Source organism: Sphaerisporangium melleum (assembly GCF_014646695.1).
Taxonomy (GTDB): Bacteria; Actinomycetota; Actinomycetes; order Streptosporangiales; family Streptosporangiaceae; genus Sphaerisporangium; species Sphaerisporangium melleum.
In genome coordinates, this window is record NZ_BMNT01000062.1 from 1 (window position 1) to 21,584 (window position 21,584).

Annotated in this window: 7 protein-coding genes; all 7 read left to right on the forward strand. The window is 74.9% G+C overall.

What is annotated here, in order from left to right:
• The first annotated feature begins 39 nt into the window (after positions 1–39).
• Positions 40–6,207 (forward strand): type I polyketide synthase, encoded by a 6,168-nt coding sequence (locus IEY93_RS34915; protein WP_189167456.1) that lies wholly within the window; start codon positions 40–42, stop codon positions 6,205–6,207.
• 66 nt (positions 6,208–6,273) lie between these two features.
• Complete coding sequence (locus IEY93_RS34920) at positions 6,274–7,875, forward strand: (2,3-dihydroxybenzoyl)adenylate synthase (RefSeq protein WP_189167457.1); 1,602 nt, start codon at positions 6,274–6,276, stop codon at positions 7,873–7,875.
• 179 nt (positions 7,876–8,054) lie between these two features.
• Positions 8,055–9,476: an isochorismate synthase gene (locus tag IEY93_RS34925; RefSeq protein ID WP_189167458.1), complete on the forward strand. Its 1,422-nt coding sequence runs from the start codon at positions 8,055–8,057 to the stop codon at positions 9,474–9,476.
• 156 nt (positions 9,477–9,632) lie between these two features.
• Positions 9,633–10,535: an ABC transporter ATP-binding protein gene (locus IEY93_RS34930; protein WP_189167459.1), complete on the forward strand. Its 903-nt coding sequence runs from the start codon at positions 9,633–9,635 to the stop codon at positions 10,533–10,535.
• The gene (locus tag IEY93_RS34935) at positions 10,532–11,320 is read left to right on the forward strand and encodes an ABC transporter permease subunit (protein ID WP_189167460.1); all 789 of its coding nucleotides are present in this window, start codon (positions 10,532–10,534) and stop codon (positions 11,318–11,320) included. The genes IEY93_RS34930 and IEY93_RS34935 overlap by 4 nt, the downstream gene beginning before the upstream one ends.
• A 261-nt stretch (positions 11,321–11,581) precedes the next feature.
• Entirely contained in the window at positions 11,582–12,484 is a 903-nt protein-coding gene (locus IEY93_RS34940; RefSeq protein ID WP_189167461.1) for an FG-GAP-like repeat-containing protein, read from the forward strand.
• A gap of 125 nt (positions 12,485–12,609) precedes the next feature.
• On the forward strand, positions 12,610–21,584 hold an 8,975-nt coding region (locus IEY93_RS34945), incomplete at its 3' end, for an SDR family NAD(P)-dependent oxidoreductase (RefSeq protein WP_229691727.1).

Genomic DNA, 21,584 nt, shown 5'->3' on the forward strand with positions numbered 1-21,584 from the left:
GAGGGGTTCCGGTGTTTTGTGGAGTGCAGTGCGCATCCGGTGGTGCGGGTCGGGATCGAGGAGTCGCTGGAGGCCGCGGGGGTTGCTGATGCCGCGGTGGTGGTGGGGACGTTGCGCCGGGGTGAGGGTGGGTTGGCCCGGTTGTGGGCCAGTGCGGGGGAGGTGTGGGTCCGGGGCGGTCACATCGACTGGGAACGGGCGTATGAGTCGTCGCAGCCGGGTGTGGTGGACCTGCCGACCTACGCCTTCGACCACCAGCCCTACTGGCCGAAGAACGTCCAGGTCAACGGCGACCCGGCCTATCTCGGCATGGGCGCCGCAGGGCACCCGCTGCTCGGCGCGGCGGTCGCGCTGGCCGACGCCGAAGGCGTGCTGCTGACCGGACGGCTCTCCCGCAAGACCCACCCCTGGCTCGCCGACCACACCGTCAACGGCCAGGTCATCCTCCCCGGCACCGCCCTGGTCGAGCTGGCCGTGCGCGCCGGCGACGAGACCGGATGCGACCTGCTGGAGGAACTGACCCTGCAGGCACCCCTCGTCCTGCCCGAGCGCGGCGGCGTCCAGGTGCAGATCGCCGTGGGCGCTCCCGGCGAGGACGGCCGGCGGACGCTGACCATCCACTCCCGGGCCGACGAGGAGCCCTGGACCCGGCACGCGGTCGGCTGGCTGGCCAAGGACACCGGCGCCGTCACGTTCGCCGAGGCGTCTTGGCCGCCGGACGGGGCGACCGCGCTGCAGGCCGGTGAGGTGTACGAACTGCTGTCCGGTGTCGGCATCGAGTACGGGCCCGCCTTCCGCGGCCTGCGCGCGGTGTGGCGGCGTGACGGGGAGCTGTTCGCCGAGGTCGCGCTCCCCGAGGAGGCGGCCGGCGAGATCGCGGGGTTCGGGCTGCACCCGGCGCTCCTGGACGCGGCGTTACAACCGCTCGCCGTGAGCGGTTTCTTCGACGAGCAGGCCGCGGGCGGTCCGCTCCTGCCCTTCGCCTGGGCGGGGGTGCGGCTGGCCGCCACCGGCGCCGCCACCCTGCGGGTGCGGCTCGCTCCGGCGGGGCCCAACGCGGTCCGCATCGAGGTCGCCGACGCCACGGGCGCGCCGGTCGCCTCGGTGGACTCCCTGGTCGTGCGTCCGCTGGCCGCCGAGGACCTCGCCGCCGCCGACCCGCTGCGGGACGCGCTGTTCGCCCTCGACTGGCTTCCCGGACCGTCGCCCGCCGCCCAGGTCATGGACGACGCGCGTTACGCGGTCGTCGGCGGCGACGGTTCCGCCCCGGCCACCGCGCTGACCGCCGCGCTCACCGCGGCCGGAGCCCAGGTGGACGTCCTCGACGCGCTGAGCACTCCGGACCACCCCAGCGCAGCCCCGAACCCTTCGGATGAGCCGTCCATCGCCGATGCGCACACCGAGTCGGACGATTCGGACACCCCGCTGCCCCGCATGGCCTTCCTGCCAGTCGCCTCCAGCTCCGGCGAGCAGGACGTGGCCGCCGCCGTGCGTGCCGCGACCGGCGCGGCGCTCGCGGCGGCCCAGGCGTGGACGGCCGACGCGCGGTACGCCGACGTGCCGCTGGTCGTCGTCACCCAGGGCGCCGTGTCCGGCGAGGACCTGCCCGCCGCCGCCGTGTGGGGGCTCATCCGCACGGCCCAGTCGGAGAACCCCGGCCGTTTCGTGCTTCTGGACGTGGACGGTACCGAGGAGTCCTGGCACGCCCTGCCGGCCGCCGCCGCGTCCGGCGAGCCGCAGCTCGCCCTGGTCGAGGGCGGCGTGCTCGTCCCGCGGCTCACCCGCCACACTCCCGCGCCGCCCGGCGCCACCCGGGGCCCGGCGGAGGGCGTGGCGAGCGTCGAAGGCGCCGCTTCCGGCGCGGACGGCGCCGCGAAGCCCGTCGTGTGGGACGCGGAGGGCACCGTCCTGATCACCGGTGGCACCGGGACGCTCGGCGGCATCGTTGCGCGCCACCTGGTGACCCGGCACGGGGTCCGCCGGCTGCTGCTGGCCGGCCGCCGCGGCTCGGACGCGACCGGCGCCGCGGAACTGGCGGCCGAGCTGTCCGAGCTGGGCGCGCAGGTGACCGTGGCCGCCTGTGACGCGGCCGACCGGGACGCGCTGGCCGGGATGCTCGCCGGTGTCCCCGCCGAGCATCCGCTCACCGGGGTGGTCCACGCGGCCGGGGTGCTGGACGACGGCGTCCTGGCCGCCCTGACCCCCGAGCGCCTCGACACCGTGCTGCGCCCGAAGGCCGACGCCGTACTGAACCTGCACGAGCTGACCGCGCACCTGCCGTTGACGGCGTTCGTCGTCTTCTCCTCGGCCGCCGGCGTCTTCGGCGGGCCGGGCCAGGGCAACTACGCGGCGGCCAACGCGTTGGTCGACGCCCTGGCCGTCCGGCGCCGCGCGCACGGCCTGCCCGCGGTCTCCCTGGCCTGGGGCCTGTGGGAGCAGGACAGCGGCCTGACCGGGACCCTCGGCGAGGCCGACCGGGCGCGCCTGGCCCGTACCGGTGTCGTCCCGCTGACCACCGAGGACGGCCTGGCGCTGTTCGACGCCGCGTGCGCCGCGGGCCGGGCGACGTTGGTACCGATCCGCCTGGACCTGCGCAGTCTCCGGGTCGCGGCCCAGTTCGCCGCGCTGCCCGCCATCGTGCACGCGCTGGTGCCGGTCGGCCGGCGCCGGGTGGTGGGCGCCGACCCGGCCGCCGCCTCCGAGCTGCGCGAGCGGCTGGCCCGCATGCCGGAGGCCGAGCACGCGCGCGTACTGATGGACCTGGTGCTCGACCAGGTGGCGGCGGTCCTCGGCCACGCCGACCCGACCGTGCTGGAGCAGGACCGCCCGTTCAACGAGTCCGGCTTCGACTCGCTGACCGCCGTCGAGTTCCGCAACCGGATGAACGGGGCCACCGGGCTGCGGCTGCCCGCCACACTGATCTTCGACTACCCGACGCCCGTCGCGCTCGTGCGGCACCTGGGCGCCCGGCTCACGTCCGACGGGTCGCACCGCGCCGCGCCGGCGGCCAGGGCACGGGTGGCCCGGGAGGAGGAGCCGATCGCCATCGTCGGCATGAGCTGCCGGCTGCCCGGCGGGGTCACCGGCCCGGACGGGCTGTGGGAGCTGGTCGCCGAGGGCCGCGACGCGATGTCGGGATTCCCCGAGGACCGCAACTGGCCGCTGCAGGACCTCTACCACCCCGACCCCGAGCATCCGGGCACGACCTACACCCGCGAGGGCGGCTTCGTCCACGACGCGACCTCCTTCGACCCGGCGTTCTTCGGCGTCTCACCGCGCGAGGCCCTCGCCATGGATCCCCAGCAGCGGCTGCTGCTGGAAGGCGCGTGGGAGGCGCTGGAGCACGCGGGCATCGACCCGGCGGCGGTACGCGGGGGCCGGGCCGGGGTGTTCGTCGGGCTGATGTACCACGACTACGCGATGCACCTGCAGAACGCGGGAGACGATCTGGAGGGCTTCGTCGGCACCGGCGTCGCGGGCGGCGTCGCCTCCGGCCGGGTGTCCTACACCTTCGGCTTCGAGGGCCCGTCGGTGACCGTGGACACGGCCTGCTCCTCCTCCCTGGTGGCGCTGCACCTGGCCGTGCAGGCGCTGCGCCGGGACGAGTGCTCGCTCGCCCTGGTCGGCGGGGTGACCGTGCTTTCCACTCCCTCGGTGTTCGTCGACTTCAGCCGCCAGCGCGGCCTGGCCCCGGACGGCCGCTGCAAGTCGTTCGCCGCCGGCGCCGACGGCACCGGCTGGGCGGAGGGCGTCGGCATGCTGGCCGTGGAACGGCTCTCCGACGCGCGCCGCAACGGACACCGTGTCCTCGCCGTGGTGCGCGGCAGCGCGGTCAACCAGGACGGCGCGAGCTACGGTCTCACCGCGCCCAACGGGCCCTCCCAGCAGCGTCTCATCGAGCAGGCGCTGGCCGACGCGCGGCTTCGCACCGGGGACGTGGACGCCGTCGAGGGGCACGGCACCGGTACGAAGCTCGGCGACCCGATCGAGGCGCAGGCCATCGTCGCGACCTACGGCCAGGACCGCCCGCAGGACCGTCCCCTGTGGCTGGGGTCGGTGAAGTCCAATCTCGGCCACACCCAGGCCGCCGCCGGTGTCGCGGGCGTCATCAAGATGGTGCAGGCCATGCGGCACGGTGTGCTGCCGCCCACCCTGCACGTGGACGAGCCGACCGGGCACGTGGACTGGACGGCGGGCGCGGTCCGCCTGGTCACCGAGGCGACGCCGTGGCCCGAGACCGGGCGGCCCCGCCGTGCCGGCGTCTCCTCGTTCGGCATCGGCGGCACCAACGCCCACGTGATCCTGGAGCAGGCCCCGCCGGAGCCGGCCGCCGCCGCGACCGCCACCCCCGACCGGCCGATGACCGCCTGGGTGCTGTCGGCCAAGACGCAGGACGCGCTCATGGAGCAGGCGCGCCGGCTGCGCGACCACCTGGCCCGCCGCCCGGAGCAGTCCGCCGCCGAGATCGCCTGGTCCCTGGCCACCACCCGGTCCGCCTTCAAGCGCCGCGCGGTCGTCCTCGGCGCGACGCGCGACGAGCTCGCCACCGGGCTCGACGCCGCCGTCGCCGGCACCCCCTCGGAGCGGGTGGTCACCGGGTCGGCCGGCCGCGGCCGGACGGCGTACCTGTTCACCGGCCAGGGCAGCCAGCGGCTCGGCATGGGAGAGGAGCTGTACGCCGCCTACCCCGAGTACGCCGAGGCGTTCGACGCGGTGTGCGCCCGCTTCGACCGGCACCTGGACCGCCCGCTGCGCGAGGTCATCACCGGTGACGCCGGGCTGCTCCAGCAGACCCGCTACACCCAGGCCGCGCTGTTCGCCGTCGAGGTCGCGCTCTACCGCTGCCTGGAGGCGTGGGGGGTGCGGCCGGACTTCCTGGCCGGCCACTCCATCGGCGAGATCGTCGCCGCGCACGTCGCCGGGGTGCTGTCGCTGGACGACGCCGTCGCGCTGGTGGCCGCCCGGGGCGCCCTGATGCAGGCGCTGCCGCCGGGCGGCGGCATGCTCGCGGTGCGCGCGGCCGAGGCCGACGTGCTGCCGCTGCTCGACGGGTACCACGATCGCGTCGGCGTCGCCTCGCTCAACGGGCCCGCCTCCCTGGTGCTGTCCGGCGCGCAGGACGCGCTGGACGAGCTGGCCTCGGTGCTCGCCGAGCGCGGGCACAAGGTCAGGCCGCTCGCGGTGAGCCACGCGTTCCACTCGCCGCTGATGGAGCCCGTCCTGGCGGAGTTCACGGCGGTCGCGCGCGGGCTCGCCTACCGGCCGCCGAGCATCCCGATCGTGTCCAACGTGACCGGTGAGATCGCCACCGCCGAGGAGCTCACCTCGCCGGACTACTGGGCCCGCCACCTGCGGCAGCCCGTCCGCTTCTGCGACGGGGCGCGTGCCCTGCGCGCCCAGGGCGTCACGACGTTCCTGGAGCTCGGCCCGGACGCCGTCCTGTCGGCCATGCTGCCCGGCTGCCTGGACGGCTGGACCGGGGTCGCCGCGCCCCTGATGCGCCGTGACCGGCCCGAACCCGCTGCCCTGGTGGAGGCGCTGGCGCAGGCGTACGCGCACGGCGTCGCCGTCGACTGGGGCGCGGTCGCCGGGCGCGGCGCGGCGGTCGAACTGCCGACTTATCCGTTCCAGCGGCGGCGGTACTGGCCGGAGGCGCCCGCCGCCGCGGTAGCCGTCCCGCCCGGCGGCCACGAGCTGTGGGACGTGATCGCCCGCCGGGACCTCGACGGGTTGCTCGGCATGCTCGGCCTGGACGAGCGGGCCACCGCCGGTGAGCTGCTGCCCGCGCTGGCCAAACTGTACGAGAGCACTCCGCACGCGGCGGCGGTCTCCGGCACCGGCGGCGGGCTCGACGGCCCGGCGGTGCCGGACGATGCTTCGGAGACCTCCGGAGAAGGCGGAGCCGAGGAGTTCCGGCGGCTGCTGGACGCCGCCCCGCCCGGCGACCACCCGGGCATCCTGCTCGACCTGGTCCGCAGGCACGCCGCCGACATCCTGCGCTACCCGCTGCCCGAGGACGTGGAACGGGACGCCGAGTTCTTCGACCTGGGCTTCTCCTCGATGGCCGCCGTGGAACTGCGCAACCGGCTCGTCGGGCACACCGGCATCGCGCTCGCCGCCGACGCCGTCTATGAGTACCCGACCCCGGCCGAGCTGGCCGAGCACCTGCTCGCCCAGGCCCGGGAACACCTGCTCTCGCCCTGCTGAACCCAAGCTGTCCCGCCGGACGCCTGAGCGCCCGTTCTCCTGCCGAGAAGTTGAAAGGACGATGCCGTGCTGGACGGATGCACCCCCTGGCCAGAGGAGTTCGCCGAGCGCTACCGCGCGGCCGGCCGCTGGCGGGACGAGACGCTGGGCGAGCTGCTCGCCCGGCAGGCCCGCGACCGCCCCGGGAAGACCGCCCTGGTCGTGGGCGCGCACCGCTGGAGCTACGCCGAGCTGGACGCCCGCACCACCCACCTGGCGGGCGGCCTGCACGCCGCCGGCATCGGGCCCGGCGACCGCGTCGTCGTGCAACTGCCCAACCTGCCGGAGCTGGTCCCGCTGCTGTTCGCGCTGTTCCGGATCGGCGCCCTGCCGGTCATGGCCCTGCCCGCCCACCGCGGCAGCGAGATCGGCTACTTCTGTGAGTTCACCGAGGCGGTCGCCTACGTCATCCCCGACACCCATGCGGGATTCGACCACCGCGAGCTGGCCGCCGAGGTCGCCGCGCGGGTGCCCACGCTCAAGCACGTCCTGGTCGCCGGGGACGTGGGCGACCACGACGGGTTCACCGCACTGGACGGCCTGCCCGCCGGGGACGTCTCCGGCCTGCCGCGTCCGGACCCGGCGGACGTGGCGCTGTTCCTGCTGTCCGGCGGCACCACCGGAGTCCCCAAGCTCGTCCCGCGCGGCCATCAGGAATGGTCCTACAGCGGGCGCGCGGTCGCCGAGTCCTGCGGCTACGACCAGGACACCGTGCACATGGTGAGCCTGCCGCTGTGCCACAACTGGCCGCTGACCCACGGACTGCTCGCCACCTTCCACGCGGGCGGCACACTCGTGCTGGCCCCCGGGCCGAGCCCCGACGTGGCCTTCCCGCTCGTCGAGCGCGAGGGGGTGACCGAGACCGGCCTGGTCCCGGGGGTCGCCCTGCTGTGGATGGAGGCCGCCGACTGGGGCGAGCACGACCTGTCCAGCCTGCGCCGCGTCACCATCGGCGGCACCAAGCTCCAGCCCGAGATGGCCCGCCGGGTCGAGCCGGCGCTCGGCTGCCGCCTCCAGCAGGCGTTCGGCATGGCGGAGGGCCTGTGCGGGTTCCACCGGTGGGACGACCCGCAGGAGGTGGTCCTGATGAGCCAGGGGCTGCCCGTTTCACCGGACGACGAGCTGCGCGTGGTGGACGAGGAGGACACCGACGTCGCCCCCGGCGAGGTCGGGCAGCTGCTCGCCCGAGGCCCCTACACGGTCCGCGGCTACTACCGTGCGCCCGAGCACAACGCCAGGACCTTCACCGAGGACGGCTTCTACCGCACCGGCGACCTGGTGCGGCTGCTGCCCACCGGGCACGTCGTCTTCGAGGGCAGGGTCAAGGACCAGATCAACCGCGGCGGCGACAAGATCGCCGCGGAGGAGGTGGAGAACCACCTGCTCGCCCACCCGAACGTCCGGGAGGTCGCCCTGGTCGGCCTGCCCGACGAGGTGCTCGGCGAGCGCGGCTGCGCGTGCGTCGTGCCCCGAGGGGAGGCGCCGACGCTCGCCGGCCTGGCCGCCTTCCTGCGCGAACGCGGGGTCGCGGCCTACAAGTTCCCCGACCGGCTGGAGATCGTTCCCGCTCTTCCGGCGACCGCGCTCGGCAAGGTCAGCAAGAAGAAGCTGATCGCGATGTTCGGCTAGCATCCGGCGGCCTGCCCGCCGGAGCCGGCGGTGACCGCCGGGCAGGTCCGGCCGGTACCTCGGCGGGCACGTTCACCGGCATCCGGACGGTGCCCGCCGGTCATGTCCGCCGCACGTGATGGCAGGTCCGGCCGGTGCCCGACGGGTACGGCCGGCCGGTACGACCGAAGGGTCCCCCCATGCACCACCCCGGCATCGACCTGTCCGGATTCCTGGAAGCGCACGCGAAGGCCCTCGCCCGGGCGCGGGGCGACGCATGCCCGGTCCTGGTCATCTGGCGGCAGGAGATCGGCGACGTCGACCCGGCCGGGCTGCTCGGCTCCCTGTTCGCGCCGGCGGTCCGGGCCTTCACCTGGATCTCTCCGCACCGCGGCGTCGTCGCCCTGGGCGCCGCCGCCGACTTCTCCGGCAGCGGCACCGGCCGGTTCGCCGCCGTCCGGCACGGCTGGGAGAAGGCCGTCCGCAGTGTCGCCGCCGGCGCCCCCGGCCTGGGCGCGACCCCGTCGCTGGTGGGCGGTTTCGCCTTCGCGCCGCGCCCGGGCCCGCTCCCCGAGGCGCTGATGTGGCTGCCGCGGGTCCTGGTCAGCCGCGAGCCCGGCAGACCCGCCACGCTCGCGCTCGGCCTGTGCGTACGGCCGGGCGACACCGGCCCGGAGGAGGCGCTGCGGGTGGCCGCCGAGGCCGCCGCCCTGCTGTCGTCCCCCGCCACCAGGCCCGCTCGCCCGCCGTCCCGGCCGGCCGGGACCGTGACCGAGATCCCGTCCGGCGCCGAGTGGAAGGCGCTGGTCGCCCGGGCCGTCGAGCAGATCGGACGCGGCCGGTTCGCCAAGGCGGTGCTCGCCCGTCAGCTCAGGGTCAGCACGCCCCGCGCGGCCGACGTGCCCGCCGTGCTGGCCGCCCTGCTCGACGCCCAGCCCGCGAGCACCGTCTTCGCCGTCGCCCACGACGGGCACGCCTTCCTCGGCGCCACCCCCGAGCGGCTGGTCGGCCTGCACGCCGGCCGCGCCGAGTCGATGAGCCTGGCGGCGTCCATGCCCCGCGGCGAGACCCCGGACCAGGACGCGCGACTGCGCGCCGCGCTGCTCGCCGACGGCAAGAGCCGGCGCGAGCAGACCATCGTCACCGCGGCGCTGCGCGAGGCGTTCCACGACGTGTGCCGGCACGTCACGGCGGCCGGCGAGCCGCACGTGCTCGACCTGCCGGGTATCCGGCACCTGCGCAGCCACATCGTCGGCGAGGTCGCCGACCCGGAGACCGCCAGCGTCCTGGACCTGGTCGAGCGGCTGCACCCCACGCCCGCCGTCGGCGGGCACCCCCGTGCCGCGGCGCTCGACTGGCTCGGCGAGGCGGAGCCGTTCGACCGCGGATGGTACGCCGGGCCGGTCGGCTGGATGACCGACGACCAGGAGGGCGACTTCGCCGTGGCCCTGCGCTCCGCCCATCTGCACGGGGACACCGCGACCCTGTACGCGGGGTGCGGCATCGTGGCCGGCTCCGATCCCGACACCGAGCTGGCGGAGACCTGGCTGAAGTTCCGCCCGATGCTGACCGCCCTGGCGGTGCCCGCCGCCGGACCGGCCGTGCGCGCGCGGCCGCGCTGACGGCCACGGCGCGGGTGGCCTCCGGTGACGCCCGGCCGCGATGATCGCGAAGGCTGGACATGGCCGGGCCGTGGCCGCGAAGCTCCTGCTCGGGAAGCGCGGAGCCGTCCGAGCGTGGCCGGCCGGCTTCCCGTCCGTCTCGAGAAGGGACAGTGAATGATCAAGATAGCTGGGCTGACCAAACGCTACGGCGACCGGACCGCCGTGGACGGGCTGACCTTCACCGTCGAGCCGGGCCGGGTCACCGGATTCCTCGGCCCGAACGGCGCCGGCAAGTCCACCACCATGCGGATGATCCTCGGCCTGGACCGGCCGGACGCCGGCACCGTCACCATCGGCGACCGCCGCTACGTGGACCTGCCCCGGCCGATGCGCGAAGTGGGCGCCCTGCTGGACGCCCGCGCGGTGCACCCCATGCGCACGGCGCGCGACCACCTGCTCTGCCTCGCCCAGACCAACGCGATCCCCGCCGCCCGGGTGGACGAGGTGCTGGAACTGGTGGGCCTGACCTCGGTGGCCCGCAAACGGGCCGGCACGTTCTCCTTAGGCATGGGCCAGCGGCTCGGCATCGCGGTGGCCCTGCTCGGCGACCCCAAGGTGCTGATGTTCGACGAGCCGGTCAACGGCCTGGACCCCGAGGGCATCAAGTGGATACGCGAGCTGATGCGCGGCCTGGCCGCCGAGGGCCGCACCGTCCTGGTCTCCAGCCACCTGATGAGCGAGATGGCGCTCACCGCCGACCACCTCGTCGTCATCGGCCGCGGCAGGCTGATCGCCGACGTCTCGATCGACGACTTCGTCCGGCAGGGGTCCGACGTGCTGGTCCGCGCCGATGACCAGGACTCCTTCGCCGGGCGCCTGACCGAGCTGGGCGCGACCGTGCGGCCGGACGACGACGGCGGGCTCGTGGTGACCGGGCTGGAGCCCAGGGAGATCGGCCGGGCGGCGCTGGCCGCAGGGGTGGTGCTGTCGGAGCTCACGCCACGGCGTGTCTCGCTGGAGGAGGCGTACATGGACCTGACCCGTGACAGCATCGAGTTCCAGGCGAGCGCCGCGTGAGCGCCCCCTTCGCCGACACGGCCAGGTCCGAGTGGACCAAGTTCCGTTCCGTGCCGTCCAACCCGCGCAACCTGGTGGCCGCCGTGCTGCTCATGGTCGGCCTGGGCGCCGTCACCGCGAGAGGCGCGGGCAGTGGCTACGCCGCGATGCCGCAGCAGGCCCGCGAGCTGTTCGACCCGGTGCATGCCAGCCTGTACGGCGGGTTCCTGTTCGCCCAGATCAGTGTGGGCACGCTCGGCGTGCTGATGGTCGGTTCCGAGTACGCCACCGGCATGATGCGCACCAGCATGACCGTGGTGCCGCGCCGCGGGCGGCTGCTGGCCGCGAAGATGGTGACGTACGGGCTGATAGCCCTGGTCGTGGGCGTAGTGAGCAGCTTCGCCGGGTTCCTCCTCGGCCAGGTGACCATCGCGTCCGGTGGCGCGCCGACCGCGACCCTCGGCGACCCCGGAGCCCTGCGCGCCGTCGTCGGCATGGGCGTGCTGTGGGCACTGGTCGGGCTGACCGGTGTGGCGATCGGCACCCTGCTGCGGGCCACGATGAGCGCGACCACGCTGCTGGTCACGGTCAACTTCCTGATCCCCATCATCGGGCCGCGGCTGCTGTCGGACGCCGCCGGGAACTGGCTGGAGACCTACTGGCCGATCTCGGCCGGCCTGCAGATCATCAATACCGTCCAGGACCCCGACCGGCTGACCCCCTGGACCGGCCTCGGCCTGATGGCGGCGTTCACCGCCGCGCTGCTGGCCCTGGCCTTCGTCCTGTTCCGCGAACGCGACGCCTGACCCGCCGCTCCTCCGGCACCCCCGGCGCCTCCCCAGCCCACTGAGCCGGCAGACCCTCCCGGCCGTTCCTCCCCACCGCCCGGCGGCTCCCGGCCGCCGGGCGTCCGGCTGCCCGGCCACCACGCGGGCGCGCTGGTCCGCACCGGTTTCGAAGCGGTCGCGGGGGCTGGACCTAGTGGGCACTAGGGGTTACCCCTGTTTCCGGCGCTGCCGAATACTGATGCCGCTTGGCCAGCGGTTTCACGGGGAGGAGCTCCAACAGTGGCGCCGAATTTCGCGAACGGCCAGTGCCGGTCCTTCCGCGGCGACGGCCGGCCCGACCTGCTGGTGCGAGACACCGAGACCGGCGAGCTGCTGGTCTACCCGCACAGCGGCCGGTTCGACGGCGCCGCGACGTACGACGCGCCCGTGCTGATCGGCAAGGGATTCGGCTGGCAGCGGTTCTTCTTCGTCCGCGCCGTGGACGCCAGTGGCGACGGCCGCGCCGACATCTGCGCGTTCAGCGCCGACGAGTTCGACATCAACCCCGGCGAGAACGGCGAACACGGCTTTTTCCTGCTGCGCAACCTCGGCCAGGGCGCCGAGATCGGCCCGTTCGCCGAGCCCATGCGCGTGTCCGGCCGGCGCGACGACGGACAGAAGTGGGAGACCATCGGGTTCGCCGACGTGACCGGCACCGGCACCGACGACACCTTCGGCCGGGGCAAGGACGCCGGCAACGTCGACGTCTTCCCGCACCGCGACCGGGGCGTCGTCCGCGACGACACCTACGACAAGGACCCGGTACGCCTCACCGAGGTCGGCGTCGACGACCTGCCGGTGGCCATGGCCGACTTCACCGGGAACGGCGACCTCGACCTGCTGGTCCGCCGCGCCAACGGCGACCTCGACCTCTACGAGTTCGCCGCCCGTCCCGGCACCCCGGCCGCCGCCGCGACCGCCGGCACCTGGCACACGGTCGCCCGGGGCTGGCAGGACATGCGGCTCATGGCGCTCACGGACATCGACCTGGACGGCCGCCCCGACCTGCTCGGCGTGGGCGCCGACGGCACCCTCGTCGCCTACCGCCACTCGGGCGGGTTCGACCCGCGCCACCCGCTCGGCCTGTTTCGCGAACCGGTCGCCATCGCCACCGGGTTCGAGAAGTACGACGTGCTCAGCTGACCACCAGAAGGCGCCCGCCGGCCACACCGGCCGTCCCCATTCGCTTCCCGTCGGAATCTGGATTGGTTCGAATGTCCTCAGCACATTTCCCCGCTGGTTCTTCCGCTGGTTCCTCCGACGACGCGGTGGCGGTCGTCGGTATAGCGTGCCGCCTGCCCGGAGCCCCGGACCCGCGCGCGTTCTGGCGGCTGCTGAGCGAGGGCCGCGACGGGATCACCGAGGTGCCGGCGGGCCGGTGGGACACGCCGGAGACGGCGTCCCTGCGCGGCGGCTTCATCGACGGCGTCGCCGAGTTCGACGCCGCGTTCTTCGGCGTCTCGCCGCGCGAGGCGGCGGCCATGGACCCGCAGCAGCGGCTGGTCATGGAACTCGGCTGGGAGGCCCTGGAGGACGCCGGCATCCTCCCGGCGAGCCTGCGCGGCACCGGCACGGGCGTGTTCGTCGGCGCCATGGCCGGGGACTACGCCGCCCTGGTCGCCGGCGGCGGGCCCGCCGCGGTCGACCGGCACACCCTCACCGGCCTGGGCCGCGCCCTGCTCGCCAACCGGCTGTCCTACGCGCTCGGCCTGCACGGCCCCAGCCTCACCGTCGACTCGGCGCAGTCGGCCTCGCTGACCGCCGTCCACCTGGCCTGCGAGAGCCTGCGCCGCGGCGAGACCGGGCTGGCCCTGGTCGGCGGGGTGAACCTCAACCTGACCGCGGAGAGCACCCTCGCCGCCCTGCGGTTCGGCGCCCTGTCGCCCGACGGCCGGTGCTTCACCTTCGACGCCCGCGCCAACGGCTACGTGCGCGGCGAGGGCGGCGGCATGGTCGTCCTCAAGCCGCTGGCCCGCGCGCTCGCCGACGGCGACCACGTCTACTGTGTCATCGCGGGCAGCGCGGTGAACAACGACGGCGCGAGCCAGGGCCTGACCGTCCCCGACCAGCAGGCCCAGGCGGAGGTCGTCCGGCTGGCCGTCGAGCGCGCCGGTCTGACCCCCGCCGACGTGCAGTTCGTCGAGCTGCACGGCACCGGCACCCGGGTCGGCGACCCCATCGAGGCACGCGCGCTCGGCGCGGCCATCGGAGCCGCCCGCAAAGCACCTCTGCTGGTCGGTTCGGCCAAGACCAACGTGGGGCACCTGGAGGGCGCCGCGGGAATCGTCGGCCTGCTCAAGACCGCCCTCGCCATCCGGCACCGGCGGCTGCCCGCGTCGCTGAACTACGCGACCCCGAACCCGCTCATCGCCTTCGACGAGCTCAACCTGCGGGTCACCACCTCCTCGCGCGCCTGGCCGAGCGAGGACGCGCCGCTGGTCGCCGGGGTCAGCTCCTTCGGCATGGGCGGTGCCAACTGCCACGTCGTCCTCACCGAGGCGCCGCCCCGCACCCCCGCCCCCGCCGCGACGGACGGCCCGGCGGGCCGTCCGGTGGTGGTGCCCCTGTCCGGGCGCACCGAGGCCGCCCTGCGGGCCCAGGCCGCGCGCCTGCGCGACCACCTCGGCGACGACGACGCACCGCTCGCCGACCTCGCCTACTCACTCGGCACCACGCGCACGGCCTTCGCCCACCGGGCCGCGGTCGTCGTGGACGCGCCCGAGCGGCTCGCCGACGCGCTCGCGTCCCTGGCCGGCGGCGAGCCCGCCGCCGAGATCGTGACCGGCCGGGCCGGTGACGCCCCGGCCATCGCGTTCCTGTACTCCGGGCAGGGCAGCCAGCGCGCCGGCATGGGACGGGAGCTGTACCAGGCCCACCCGGTGTTCGCGCGGGCGCTGGACGACATCGCCGCCGTCTTCGACGCCACCCTGCCGCGGCCCCTGCTGGAGGTGATGTTCGCCGCCGAGGGCTCGCCCGAGGCGGAGTCGCTCGACCAGACCGGCTTCGCCCAGCCCGCGCTGTTCGCCTTCGAGGTCGCGCTCACCCGCCTGTACGAGCACTGGGGTGTCCGGCCCGGCCAGCTCATCGGGCATTCGATCGGCGAGATCACCGCGGCGCACGTCGCCGGGGTGCTCTCGCTCCCCGACGCGTGCGCGCTGGTCGCCGCGCGCGGCAGGCTGATGCAGGAGCTGCCGGCCGGTGGCGCCATGATCGCCGTACAGGCCACCGAGGCCGAGGTCGTCCCCCTCCTCGACGCCTCGACCGGCGTCGCCGCAGTCAACGGGCCGGAGGCGGTGGTGGTCTCCGGCGCCGCCGGCCGCGTCGCGGAGATCGCCGAGGAGTTCGGCGCGCGCGGGCGCAAGGTGCACCGGCTGCGGGTCAGCCACGCCTTCCACTCGCCCCTCATGGATCCGATGCTGGCGGAGTTCCAGCGGGTGGCCGAAGGGCTGTCCTACCACGAGCCGGTCATCCCGGTCGTCTCCAACCTCACCGGCGCCGTCGCCTCCGCCGAGGAGCTGTGCTCACCCACCCACTGGGTCCGGCACGTACGCGAGGCGGTGCGGTTCCACGACGGCGTCCGCGCGCTGGCCGGCGAGGGCGTGACGACCTTCGTGGAGATCGGGCCGGGCTCGGTGCTCACCGCGATGGGACAGCACTGCCTGCCTCCGGACGCCGAGGGGGAGTTCGTCGCCGCGCTGCGCGACGGCCGTCCCGAGTGCCGCACCGTCGCCACGGCGCTCGCCACCATGCAGGTCAGGGGAGCCGAGGTGGACTGGGCGGCGCTGTGTCCCGGTGCGTCCCGCGTCCCGCTCCCCACGTACGCCTTCCAGCGCGAGCACCACTGGCTGCCCGCCGCCGACGGCGCCGCGGCCCCGCGCCCGAGCATGCCGGGCACCTCCGGCACGCCGGGTGCGCACGAGCCCGCCGCGTCCGCGCTGGCCGCGCGGCTGGCCGGCCTGGGCGAGCAGGAGCAGGAACGCGTCCTGCTGGACCTCATCAGGACCACCGTCGCGCTCGTCCTCGGCCACGCCACCTCCGCCACCGTGGACACCGGCAGCGCGTTCAAGGCCCTGGGCTTCGACTCGCTCAGCGCCGTCGAGCTGCGCAACCGGCTGAACACCTCCACCGGGCTGCGCCTGCCCAGCTCGCTGCTGTTCGACCACCCCACGCCGGTGGCGCTCGCCGCCCACCTGCGCGCGGAGCTGCTCGGCGGCGACGGCGCCCCGCAGGTCACCGCCGTCCGGACCGGTGGGTTCGACGAGCCGATCGCGATCGTGGGCATGGCCTGCCGGTATCCGGGCGGGGTCGTCTCGCCCGAGGAGCTGTGGGACCTGGTGGCCGCGGGTCGTGACGTGATCGGTGAGTTCCCCGCCGACCGCGGCTGGGATCTTTCCCGGCTGTACGACCCGGACCCGGCCGCGCAGGGCACCTCCTACGCGCGGCACGGCGGCTTCCTGTACGACGCGGCCGACTTCGACGCGGGCTTCTTCGGCATCTCGCCGCGGGAGGCGGCGGCGATGGACCCGCAGCAGCGGCTGCTGCTGGAGACCTCCTGGGAGGCGCTGGAGCGGGCGGGCATCGCCCCGGCCGCGTTGCGCGGCAGCCGGACCGGCGTGTTCGCGGGCGCGATGGCCCAGGACTACGGCCCGCGGCTGCACGAGGCCGAGGGCGCCGCCGAGGGGTACGTGCTGACCGGCAGCTCCACCAGCGTGATCTCCGGCCGGGTGGCCTTCTCACTGGGCCTGGAGGGTCCCGCGGTCACCGTGGACACCGCCTGCTCGTCGTCGCTGGTCGCGCTGCACCTGGCCGTGCAGGCGCTGCGTTCCGGTGACTGTGACCTGGCCCTGGCGGGCGGCGCGACCGTGATGGCCTCCCCGGGCATCTTCGTGGAGTTCTCCCGGCAGCGTGGTCTCGCGCCCGATGGGCGGTGCAAGGCGTTCGGCGCGGGCGCGGACGGCACCGGCTGGGCCGAGGGTGTGGGCGTGCTGCTGGTGGAGCGGCTGTCGGACGCCCGCCGCAACGGTCACCAGGTTCTCGCCGTGGTGCGGGGTTCGGCGGTGAACCAGGACGGTGCCAGCAATGGCCTGACCGCGCCGAACGGCCCGTCCCAGCAGCGGGTGATCCGGCAGGCGCTGGCCAACGCGGGGCTGACTCCAGCGGATGTGGACGCGGTCGAGGCGCACGGCACCGGGACGACGCTGGGAGACCCGATCGAGGCGCAGGCCATCATCGCTACCTACGGCCAGGACCGGGACGCCGATCGTCCGCTGTGGCTGGGGTCGCTGAAGTCCAACATCGGCCACGCCCAGGCCGCCGCCGGGGTCGGCGGTGTGATCAAGATGGTCATGGCGATGCGCAACGGCGTCCTGCCGCGGACCTTGTACGCCGAGGAGCCGACCCCGCACGTGGACTGGACGGCGGGCGCCGTCGAACTGCTCACCGAGGCCAAGCCCTGGGACCGGGCGGACAGCCCCCGCCGCGCCGCCGTCTCCTCCTTCGGCATCAGCGGCACCAACGCCCACGTCATCCTCGAACAGGCCGCCACACCCCCCGCCCCCGCCGAGTCGTCCGAGCCCACCGGCGTCGCTCCGCCCACCGGGGAGCCGGGCACCCTGCCGATCGTGGCCTGGCCCATCTCGGCCGGCAGCGCCGAGGCGCTCGCCGGGCAGGCACGGCGGCTCGCGGTCTGGATGGACGAGGACACCCCGCTCGCCGGCGTCGGCGCGGCCCTGGCCGGAACCCGGGCGGTGCTGGACCGGCGCGCCGTCGTCCTCGGCGCCGACCGCGCCGAGCTGATGGACGGCCTGCGCGCCCTGGCCGCCGGCGCCGAGGCGCCCGGCGTGGTCGCCGGCACCGGGACCGGCGGCCGGATCGCCGTGCTGTTCACCGGCCAGGGCAGCCAGCGGCTCGGCATGGGCTCCGAGCTCGCCGCGGCGTTCCCGGTCTTCGCCGCCGCACTGGAGGAGATCTGCGCCGCCTTCGACCCGCTGCTGCCGCGGCCCATCCGCGAGGTGATGGCCTCCGGCCCGGCCGAGGTGCTGGACGAGACCGGGATGACCCAGCCGGCGCTGTTCGCCTTCGAAGTGGCGATGTACCGGCTGCTGGAGTCGTTCGGCGTCCGCGCGGACGTCCTCGTCGGGCACTCGGTCGGCGAGATCGCCGCCGCCCACGTCGCCGGCGTGCTCTCGCTCCCCGACGCGTGCGCGCTGGTCGCCGCGCGTGCCGGGATGATGCAGGCGCTGCCGCCCGGCGGGGCGATGCTCGCCGTGGCGGCGTCCCGCGAGGAGGTCGAGCCGCTGCTGGAAGGCCTGGAAGAACAGGTCGGCATCGGCGCGGTCAACGGACCGGCCGCCGTGGTCGTCTCCGGCGCCGAGGCGGTGGTCGAGGAGATCGCCCGCGTCCTCTCAGGCCGGGGGGTTCGTACCCGCCGGCTGCGGGTCTCGCTCGCCTCGCACTCCCCCCTGATGGAGCCCATCCTCGCCGAGTACGGGCGGGCCATCGCCCCGCTCACCTACCACGAGCCCGCCATCCCGATCGTCTCCAGCGTCACCGGCCGCCCGGCGGAGCCCGGAGAACTCGCCGATCCGGACTACTGGGTGCGCCACCTGCGGCAGGCCGTCCGGTTCGCCGACGCCGTCGTCGCCACCGACGCCGCCGTGTTCCTGGAGGTCGGCCCGGACGGCGTCCTCACCGGTCTCGCGCAGCAGAGCATCGACGAGGGTGTCTTCGTCCCGGCCTCCCGCAGGGAACGCGACGAGGTCCGCACGTTCGTCCAGGCTCTCGCCCGGCTGCACGTCGCCGGGGTCGCGGTCGGCTGGGACGCCTTCTTCGCCCCCGCCGCCCCCGCCCCGCTCGATCTGCCCACCTACGCCTTCCAGCGCCGCCGGTACTGGCTGGACGCCGGCCGGTCCGGTCTGCCCGCCGACCAGACCGGCCTGTTCGACATCGACTGGGTTCCGCTGCCCGTCACCTCCGGCGAGACCCTCGCCCCCGGCGACGTCCTGCTCCCGTGGCCCGGCGACGGTCCCGTCCTCGACGAGGAGCACGATCGCCTTGGCGCGACCGGTGGCGGGCTCGACGACGAGGGCCGCGCGCGGGAGATCGTGGCCCGGGTGCTGGCCGCCGTCCAGGAATGGCTCGCGGCGGATCACCCCGGCTCGTCCCGGCTGGTCGTCCTCACCCGGGGCGCGACCGGTGAGACGCCCGACCCGGCCGCCACGGCGGTCTGGGGCCTGGTGCGATCGGCGCAGACCGAGCGGCCCGGCCGGCTCGTGCTGCTCGACCACGACGGCGCCGCCGAAGACGACCTGATCGCCGCCGCGCTCGCCTACGACGAACCGCAACTCGCCGTCCGCGACGGGCGGATCACCGTCCCCCGGCTGGTCAGACGGGCCACGCCGTCCGGCCCCGCACCCTGGGTGCAGGACGGCACCGTGCTGGTCACCGGCGCGACCGGCGTACTCGGCCGGCTGATCACCCGGCATCTCGCCGCCCGGCACGGCGTACGCCACCTGGTGCTGGCGAGCCGCCGCGGGCCGGACGCCCCGCAGGCCGCCGAACTCGCGGCCGAGCTGAGCGAGCTGGGCGCACGCGCCGAGCTGGTCGCCTGCGACCTCGCCGACCGGGACGCGCTGGAAGCCCTCATCGCCTCCCACCCGTCCCTGACCGCCGTCGTGCACATCGCCGGACTCGTGGACGACGGCGTGATCTCCGCGCTCACCCCGGAACGGCTGGACACCGTGTGGCGGCCCAAGGCCAGGGCCGCCTGGCTGCTGCACGAGCTCACGAAGGACCGCGGCCTGTCGGCGTTCGTGATGTTCTCCTCCCTCTCGGCGACGCTCGGCAGCGCGGGCCAGGCCAACTACGCCGCCGCCAACGCCTACCTGGACGGGCTCGCCCGGCACCGCAGGTCGCTCGGCCTGCCCGCGACCGCGCTCGCCTGGGGCCTGTGGGAGGACACCGCGGACTCGGGCGGCATGGCGGGCAAGCTCGACACGGCCTCGCTGGCCAGATGGGCCCGCCTGGGCGTCGCGCCGCTTCCCCAGGACGAGGGGGTGGCCCTGTTCGACGGCGCGCTCGCCGGCGACGCCACGACCGCCGTCACCGCCCGGGTGAGCCTGGCCAAGGTCGACGACCCGGCGCCCGCGCCGCTGCGGACGATGCTCCGCACATCCACCGACCGCCGCACGACCGGTGGCTCCACCGGTGCCGCCCTCGCGCAGCGCCTGCGTGGGCTCGGCCAGGAGGAGCAGGAGTCCCTCCTGCTCGACCTGGTCCGCGACCTGGCCGCCCTGGTGCTCGGGCACGTGACGCCGTCCGTGATCAGCGCCAAGGGCGCGTTCAAGCAGGCCGGGTTCGACTCGCTGACCGCCGTCGAGCTGCGCAACCGGCTGAACGCGGCGACCGGACTGCACCTGCCCAGCTCGCTGCTGTTCGACTACCCCTCGCCGGCGGCGCTCGCCGCGTACCTGCGCACCGAACTGCTGGACGGCATCGAGGCCGAAGCGGAGGTGCGGGGCACCCGCCGCGCGGACGCGGGCGGGTTCGACGAGCCGATCGCGATCGTGGGCATGGCCTGCCGGTACCCGGGCGGGGTCGTCTCCCCTGAGGGTCTGTGGGAGCTGGTCGCCGCCGGTCGTGACGTGATCGGTGAGTTCCCCGCCGACCGCGGCTGGGACCTGGACCGGCTGTACGACCCGGACCCGGCGAGCAAGGGCACCTCCTACGCCCGGCACGGCGGCTTCCTGCACGACGCCGCGGGCTTCGACGCGGGGTTCTTCGGCATCTCGCCGCGCGAGGCGCTCGCCATGGACCCCCAGCACCGGCTGCTGCTGGAGACCTCCTGGGAGGTGTTCGAGCAGGCCGGCCTCGACCCGTCCACGCTCTGGGGAAGCCGGACCGGGGTCTTCACCGGCATCGCGCCCCAGGAGTACGGGCCCCGGCGGCACGAGCCCGCCGACGGCGTGGAGGGATACCTGCTGACCGGCGGAGCCGCCAGCGTGGCCTCGGGCCGGGTGTCCTACATCCTGGGGTTCGAGGGTCCCGCGGTCACTGTGGACACCGCGTGCTCATCGTCGCTGGTCGCGCTGCACCTGGCCGTCCAGTCACTGCGCACCGGCGAGTGCGACCTCGCCTTGGCGGGCGGCGCGATGGTGATGGCCACGCCGGGCATCTTCGTGGAGTTCTCCCGGCAGCGTGGTCTCGCGCCCGATGGCCGGTGCAAGGCGTTCGGCGCGGGCGCGGACGGCACCGGCTGGGCCGAGGGCGTCGGCGTGCTGCTGGTGGAGCGGCTGTCCGACGCCCGGCGCAACGGTCACCAGGTGCTGGCGGTGGTGCGGGGTTCGGCGATCAACCAGGACGGTGCGAGCAATGGCCTGACCGCGCCGAACGGGCCGTCGCAGCAGCGGGTGATCCGGCAGGCGCTGGCCAACGCGGGGCTCGCCCCGGTGGACGTGGACGCGGTCGAAGCGCACGGGACCGGTACGACGCTCGGCGACCCGATCGAGGCACAGGCCATCATCGCCACCTACGGGCAGGACCGGGACGCCTCGCGCCCGCTGTGGCTCGGCTCGCTGAAGTCCAACATCGGCCACACCCAGCACGCCGCCGGCATCGGCGGCGTGATCAAAATGGTCATGGCGATGCGCAACGGCGTCCTGCCCAAGACCCTGCACGCGGACGAGCCGACCCCGCACGTCGACTGGACGGCGGGCGCCGTCGAACTGCTCACCGAGGCCAAGCCCTGGGACCGGCCGGACCGTCCTCGCCGCGCGGCGGTCTCCTCCTTCGGCGTCAGCGGCACCAACGCTCATGTGATCCTCGAACAGGCCGAGTCCGCCGAGCCCGCTCCGGCCCCCGCGGATGAGAGCGGGCCGGTGGCCGTGCCGTGGCCGATCTCGGCGAAGTCGGCGGTGGCGTTGCGTGCGCAGGCGGGGCGGCTTGCGGAGTGGGTGCGGGCGTCCGCCGGGGTGGATGTGGTGGGTGCCGCGGGGGCGCTGGCGGCCGGTCGTGCGGTGCTGGAGCATCGTGCGGTCGTGGTCGGTGCGGACCCTGCCGAGATGCTGGCGGGTCTGGCTGCGCTGGCCGCGGGTGAGGCCGCTCCGGGTGTGGTGACCGGGAGTGGGTCCGGTGGGAAGCTGGCCGTGCTGTTCGCGGGTCAGGGGAGCCAGCGGGTCGGTATGGGTCGTGAGCTGGCGGAGCGTTTCCCGGTGTTCGCGCAGGCTCTGGACGAGGTCTGCGCGGT